6 protein-coding genes are annotated in these 6,757 nt (G+C 71.2%); 4 read left to right on the top strand and 2 right to left on the bottom strand.

Going from position 1 to position 6,757, the window contains the following annotated elements; all coding sequences use genetic code 11:
* A partial coding sequence (locus ACJ73U_RS30610) for an anti-sigma factor (protein WP_407781201.1) occupies positions 1-347 on the top strand: 347 nt, incomplete at its 5' end.
* 78 nt (positions 348-425) lie between these two features.
* Here the strand turns inward: ACJ73U_RS30610 and ACJ73U_RS30615 are convergent.
* Positions 426-1,433, bottom strand: a complete 1,008-nt coding sequence (locus ACJ73U_RS30615) for an NAD(P)H-dependent glycerol-3-phosphate dehydrogenase (protein WP_407781202.1) — start codon at positions 1,431-1,433, stop codon at positions 426-428.
* On the bottom strand, positions 1,426-2,157 hold the full coding sequence (locus tag ACJ73U_RS30620; RefSeq protein ID WP_407781203.1) for a lysophospholipid acyltransferase family protein: 732 nt from the start codon (positions 2,155-2,157) through the stop codon (positions 1,426-1,428). The genes ACJ73U_RS30615 and ACJ73U_RS30620 overlap by 8 nt, the downstream gene beginning before the upstream one ends.
* A 77-nt stretch (positions 2,158-2,234) precedes the next feature.
* Between ACJ73U_RS30620 and cofC the strand changes: the two genes are divergently transcribed.
* From cofC to ACJ73U_RS30635, 3 genes are read left to right on the top strand one after another with little or no spacing between them, the layout of a single operon-like run.
* Positions 2,235-2,894, top strand: coding sequence for a 2-phospho-L-lactate guanylyltransferase (gene cofC / locus ACJ73U_RS30625; RefSeq protein WP_407781204.1), 660 nt, complete (start codon positions 2,235-2,237; stop codon positions 2,892-2,894).
* The gene (locus tag ACJ73U_RS30630) at positions 2,854-5,043 is read left to right on the top strand and encodes an RNA degradosome polyphosphate kinase (protein ID WP_407781205.1); all 2,190 of its coding nucleotides are present in this window, start codon (positions 2,854-2,856) and stop codon (positions 5,041-5,043) included. The genes cofC and ACJ73U_RS30630 overlap by 41 nt, the downstream gene beginning before the upstream one ends.
* On the top strand, positions 5,036-5,908 hold the full coding sequence (locus tag ACJ73U_RS30635; protein ID WP_407781206.1) for an NUDIX hydrolase: 873 nt from the start codon (positions 5,036-5,038) through the stop codon (positions 5,906-5,908). The genes ACJ73U_RS30630 and ACJ73U_RS30635 overlap by 8 nt, the downstream gene beginning before the upstream one ends.
* The last annotated feature ends 849 nt before the right edge of the window (positions 5,909-6,757 follow it).

The following is a 6,757-nucleotide window of genomic DNA, read 5'->3' on the forward strand; positions in this document are numbered from 1 at the left end:
CGCAGCTGGAGCAGATCCTGAGCGCGCCTGACGCGGAGCTCGTGACGCTCAAGGACACCGGCGCCGGGGGCAACGGCACCATGAAGGTCGCGGTGTCCCGCCAGCGGGATCGGATGCTGTTCGTCAGCGGCGACCTGGCGAGCCCACCGGCGGGGAAGACCTACCAGCTGTGGGCGCTCGCCAACGACGTCGCCCGCTCACTGGCCGTCGTCGAACCGGCCGACGGCGACGTCGTGAAGGAGCTGAGCGGCGTCGGCACCGCGAGCAAGGTCGCGATCTCCGTGGAACCCGACGGCGGCTCGAAGACGCCGACGGACGTCGTGATGATCGGTGACCTGCCGGCCTGATCCGCCGCTCCGGCCGAACTGCCGGGAGAGGCGCGTTCGAGACGCTCGCCGTCCCGAAAGCGCCTTTCGCGGCAGGGGTCAGCGTTCCGGTCTGGTCTTGCGGCCGATGAGCTCGCCGGCCATCTCGCGGGGGTCGAAGCCGTCGTGGCACACGCGGTGGACGACCTCGGTGATGGGCATCTCGACCCCGTGGCGCCGGGCCAGCTCGCGGATGGCGGAGCACGACTTCACGCCCTCGGCGACCTGGCCGTGCGCGGCGGCCTGGGCCTGCGCGAGTGTCTCCCCGCGACCGAGGCGGGCGCCGAAGGAACGGTTGCGCGACAGCGGGGACGAACACGTCGCCACCAGGTCGCCGAGACCGGCCAGCCCGGCGAAGGTCATCGGGTCCGCGCCGAGCACCTCGCCCAGCCGGGCCGTCTCCGCGAGCCCCCGGGTGATCAACGTGGCCAGGGTGTTGTCGCCGAAGCCGAGGCCGGCGGCCATCCCGCAGGACAGCGCGATCACGTTCTTGCACGCGCCGCCGAGCTCGCAGCCGACGACGTCGGTGTTGGTGTACGGGCGGAAGTAACCGGTCGTGCACGCCTCCTGCACCGTCACCGCGCGGTCGTGGTCCACGCAGGCGACCACCGACGCGGTCGGCTGCTCGGCCGCGATCTCCTTGGCGAGGTTGGGGCCCGTGACCACGGCGACCTGCTCGGCGGGCACCCCCATCACCTCGACCACGACCTCGCTCATCCGCTTGAGCGTGCCCAGCTCCACCCCCTTGGCCAGGCTGACGATCGTCGCGGACGGGTCGATCAGGCGGCGCCAGGCGGTGAGGTTGTGCCGCAGGCTCTGGCTCGGCACCGCCAGCACCACGTCCGTGGCGCCGTCCAGCGCGCGCCGGGGGTCCGAAGTGGACACGAGGCTCGCCGGCAGGGTCACCCCGGGCAGGTAGTCCGGGTTCTCCCGGTGCTCGGCGATCGCGTCGGCCACCTCCCGCCGGCGCGACCACAGGACCACCTCGGTGCCGGCGTCGGCGAGCACCTTCGCGAACGTCGTGCCCCACGAGCCCGCGCCGAAGACGGCGACGCGCATGTCAGCCATCGGTCTTCTTGGCCTTGGCGGACACGTAGAACTGGGTGGGCGCCGGCTCGCCGCGCAGCTCGGCCAGCTGGTCGCGCACGCGGGTCATGAGGAAGTCGGTCACCTCGCGCAGCAGCTCGTTGTCGATCTCGCGGCCCTTGAACTCCGACAGGTCCACGGGCGAGGACACGTCGACCTGAACCGTCTTGCGCGGGAACGGCCGGAACTTCCTGGTGTAGGCGTTGAGGATGTCCCGCGTCCCCCAGCGGGCGGCGGTCAGCACGGGCACACCGGCCTCCAGGCAGTCCAGCGCGAGCCGGGCCACCCCGGTGCGCGAGCGCATCGGCCAGCCCTCGGGGTCCCGGGTGATCGTGCCCTCCGGGTAGATCACCACGAACTTGCCGCCCAGCAGCGCCTCCTTGGCGGCGACCAGGCTCTCGCCGGCGTTCACGCTCGCCCGGTACACGGGGATGCTGCCCGCGCCGCGGATCATGTACTTGAAGACCGGCGTGCGGAAGAGGCTGTCCTTGGCGAGGAACCGCGGCACCCGGCCGTTGCGGTGCACTAGCACCGCGTCGATGGGCGGATCGATGTGGGAGACGTGGTTCATCACCAGTAGGACGCCACCCTCCCGCCGGATGTTCTCCGCGCCCCTGGCACGCACCTTCGCCAGCCACGCCAGCGGATAGAAGATCTGGCACGTCACCAACACCCAGAACCCGCTCTTCTCCAGTCGCCGCGCCACCCGAACTCCATTCTCACGTTTTGGATGAGTATGCCCCGGCCACGACGGGCCGCTCCGAAGTCCTGGACGATGGGGCCGTGGAGCGTGGAGTGGACCTGGTGGTCCCGATCAAGAACCTGGACCGGGCGAAGTCGCGCCTGCGTGGCGCGGCACCCGACGCGCAGCACGCCGACCTCGTGCTCGCCCTGCTGCTGGACACGGTCACGGCGGCCGCGCGGGCCGGCGGGGTGCGGCGGGTGCTCGTGGTCTGTGAGGACAAGCGGGTCCTGGACGCGCTGGCCGGCACCGGCGTCGAGTGCGTCGACGAACGCGGGCTGCCCGGGCTGAACGCGGCGCTGACCTTCGGCGCCGAGTACCTGCACACCCCCACCGGCACGGTCGGCGCGCTGCAGGCCGACCTCCCCGCGCTGCGACCGGCCGAGCTGAGCGAGGCCATCGCGGAGGCGGACGGCCGCCGCGCGTACTGCGCCGACCGGCCGGGCACCGGCACCACGCTGCTGCTGGCCGCGCCCGGCGAACCGCTCGACCCGCGCTTCGGTCCCGGCTCCGCGGACGCCCACGCGGCGAGCGGCGCGGTGCGGGTGGGCACGGCGCTGCCGGCCCTGCGATGCGATGTGGACACCGAGGACGATCTGGCGGTGGCCGCCGGACTGGGACTGGGGAAGTTCACTCTCCCGTTCGCCAGTCAACGCGAAAATGCTGGACAATGGGGTTGTGAGCACCGAGACGAGCCCTGAGACCAGCGCCGACCACGAGCCGTCCGAGCACGCGCCCGAGCCGCGTGCGGTGCCGTCCGCCCCGCCCGCGGTCACGCGGGCCACCACGGCGACCGACCTACCCGATGACCGCTTCCTCAACCGGGAGCTGTCCTGGTTGGACTTCAACGCCCGGGTCCTCGCGCTCGTGGAGGACGAGTCGCAGCCCCTGCTGGAGCGCGCCAAGTTCCTGGCGATCTTCGCGTCGAACCTCGACGAGTTCTACATGGTCCGGGTCGCCGGGCTGAAGCGGCGCGACGAGACCGGCCTGTCCGTCCGCAGCGCCGACGGGATGAGCCCACGCGAGCAGTTGGCCTACATCTCCAAGCGCAACCAGGAGCTGGTCGAGCAGCACTCGACCGCGTGGGAGCGGCGGGTGCGCCCCGCGCTCGCCGAGCAGGACATCCGCATCGCGCGGTGGTCCGACCTCAACGACGAGCAGCGGGAGCGGCTGTCCAAGTACTTCCAGGACTGGATCTTCCCCGTGCTCACCCCGCTCGCCGTCGACCAGGCGCACCCCTTCCCGTACATCTCGGGCCTGTCGCTGAACCTCGCCGTGACGGTGCGCGACCCGGGTGGTGGCGGGGAGAAGTTCGCCCGCGTCAAGGTGCCGGACAACGTGCCGCGGCTGGTGTCGGTGAACCCGAGCCGGGACGAACGGGGCGCGTTGTTCCTGCCGCTGGAGGATCTCATCGCGGCGCACCTGGACGACCTGTTCTCGGGCATGCAGGTGACCGAGGTGCACGCGTTCCGGGTGACCCGCAACGCCGATCTGGAGGTCGAGGAGGACCAGGACGAGGACCTGTTGAAGGCGCTGGAAAGGGAGCTGGCGCAGCGCAGGTTCGGGCCGCCGGTGCGGCTCGAGGTCGCCGACGACATGAGCGAGCACATGATGGAGCGCCTCCTGCGTGAGCTGGAGGTGGACCCGCACGACGTGGTCGTGGTGCCGGGACTGCTGGACCTGTCGTTCCTGTGGCAGCTGCACGGCGTGGACCGCGCCGACCTGAAGGACGCGCCGTTCGTGCCGGCGACGCACCCGGCGTTCGGCGAGCGGGAGACACCCAAGAGCGTGTTCTCGACCCTGCGCGACGGTGACGTGCTCGTGCACCACCCGTACGACTCGTTCTCCACGAGCGTGCAGCGGTTCATCGAGCAGGCGGCCGCGGACCCGAAGGTGCTCGGCATCAAGCAGACGCTGTACCGGACCTCCGGTGACTCCCCCATCGTCGAGGCGCTGATCGACGCGGCGGAGGCCGGCAAGCAGGTCGTGGCGCTGGTGGAGATCAAGGCGCGGTTCGACGAGCAGGCGAACATCAAGTGGGCGCGGGCGCTGGAGAAGGCGGGCGTGCACGTGGTGTACGGCATGGTGGGCCTGAAGACCCACTGCAAGACCGCGCTCGTGGTGCGGCAGGAGGGCTCGGTCATCCGGCGCTACTGCCACATCGGCACCGGCAACTACAACCCGAAGACCGCGCGGCTGTACGAGGACGTCGGGCTGCTCACCGCGGAGCCGTCGATCGGCGCGGACCTCACCGACCTGTTCAACGTGCTGACCGGCTACGCGAAGCAGGACAGGTACCGCAGCCTCCTGGTGTCGCCGTACGGCATCCGGCAGGGCATCGTGGAGCTGATCGAGCGCGAGACCGAGCACCTGCGGGCGGGACGGCCCGCGGGCGTCCGGATGAAACTGAACAGCCTCGTCGACGAGCAGGTGATCGACGCGCTGTACCGGGCGGCGCAGGCCGGGGTCCGCGTGGACATCGTCGTGCGGGGCATCTGCGCGCTGAAGCCGGGCGTCGTCGGGCTGTCGGAGAACATCCACGTGCGGTCGATCCTCGGGCGGTTCCTGGAGCACTCGCGGGTGTTCCACTTCGTCGGGTCGAACGAGCACTGGATCGGCAGCGCGGACATGATGCACCGCAACCTGGACCGGCGGGTGGAGGTCCAGGTGCGCATCACCGACCCGAAACTGACCGCGCAGCTCGACGCCGTCCTCGACTCGGCACTCGACCCCGAGACGCGGTGCTGGGTGCTGGAGCCGAGCGGCAACTGGGCGGCGTCGCCCGCGGACGGTGGAACCGTGCGCGACCACCAGACCCAGATGCTGCTCGCGCACCGCGCCGTTGGCTAGCTGGGACGTGGCCGCCGCCGGGGCGGTCGTGTGGCGCCCCGGCCGTGGCGACGAGGTCGAGATCGCACTGGTGCACCGCCCGCGCTACGACGACTGGAGCCTGCCCAAGGGAAAGCTGGACCCCGGCGAGTCCACGCGGGTGGCCGCGTGGCGGGAGGTGCGCGAGGAGACGGGCGCGCGGGTGGCGCTCGGCCGTGCCCTCGTCCAGACGCGGTACCGGGTGGGCGCGGATCGCAAGGTGGTGGACTACTTCGCCGCGCGGTACCTGTCCGGTTCGTTCGAGCCGTCGGACGAGGTGGACGAGGTGCGGTGGGTGCCGGTCTCCTCGGCGGAGCTGTCGTACGACCGGGACCGGGCCGTGCTGGCGGCGTTCACGGCCCTGCCCGCCTCGCTGACGACCGTGTTGCTGGTCCGGCACGCGAAGGCCGGCAACCGGGCGGAATGGTCGGGTACGGACGAACTGCGGCCACTGTCCCAGAACGGGCAGAAGCAGGTGCCGCCGATCCGCGAACTCGCGAGGGTCTACGGGGCGGACCGGGTGTACTCGGCGCCGCTGGTGCGGTGTGTGCACACGGTCCAGCCGGTGGCGGACGACCTCGGGGTGAAGGTGGGCGAGGAGGAGCTGTTCGCGGAGAAGTCGTACGAGGGGATGGAAGAGGCGACTTCCCGGCGGCTCGTGGAGATCGCGCGTGACGGCGGGGTGGCGGTGGTCGGCAGCCAGGGCGGGGTGATCCCGGACCTGGTGTCCCGGCTCGCTCCCGAGCTGTCCCTACCGCGCCGCGTTTCGGCGAAGAAGGGCAGCGTGTGGGCCCTGTTCTTCGACGGTGACCGGGTGGTGGCGGCGGACTACATCGAGGTTCCGTGAAGCGGTTGTGTCGCTGAAGTTTCGCACGTGTGTCCGATGTGGCGGCTTTGCGATATCGGTTCCGCGACGGTTCTCCGCACGACTCGAAGCCCGCGCCGCGCATTCCGCCGGGTGACCCGAAACCCTGTTCCGGGAGTTATCGGGCCGAGCTGTGAATGGCGTGCCGGAGCCGTCGGCAGGTCCGGGAAAGTGCGAATCGAGGGGTGTGCGCGGAGTCGCCGATGATCGGTTGCCCTCGCGCCGCCGCAGCGAGCGCCCTGCCCCCGAAAGGCGCGTTCGAGGCCTCGCCGCTGTCCTGAAAGGCGCGATCGGGGGCGTTGAACGTCCCGATCGCGTGCCGGCCGAGGCATGAGCGATGTCGTGAACGCGCCTTTCGTGGCACCGCATCCCGCGGGTTGGGGACCGAGCGCAGGCGCCCCGCGAATGGCGCTGAGCACGCCGCTGCCCGGCGCGGGAACGGGTGCCTCGGTTTCCCCGCCAGGGGCCGCGCTTCGCCGGCGGACGGCCCGCACAGGGGCAAACCCGCAGCGTGGAGGCCATGTCCGGCGCTGAGCCGGCCACAACCGGTGTGCCGGCGCCGATCTTCACGCCGGTGTGGTGATTTACTCCCGTGCCCGGTTGTCCTGTGTATCCGGTGGTGACATGACCGAAGGCCGCCACCCGCGGGGAGCGGGCGGCGGCCTTCGGATCTGGCTGGCGGCCTGAACTACTTCTTCTTGGCAGCCGTCGTCTTGCTGGCGGCGCTCGTCGTCTTCTTCGCGGCCGTCGCCTTGGCCGGCGTGGCCTTGGCGGCCGTGGCCGTCTTGGCCGGCGTCGCCTTCGCCGTGGTCGCCTTGGCCGTCGTCTTGC

The organism is Actinophytocola sp., assembly GCF_045807065.1.
Classification (GTDB): Bacteria; Actinomycetota; Actinomycetes; order Mycobacteriales; family Pseudonocardiaceae; genus Actinophytocola.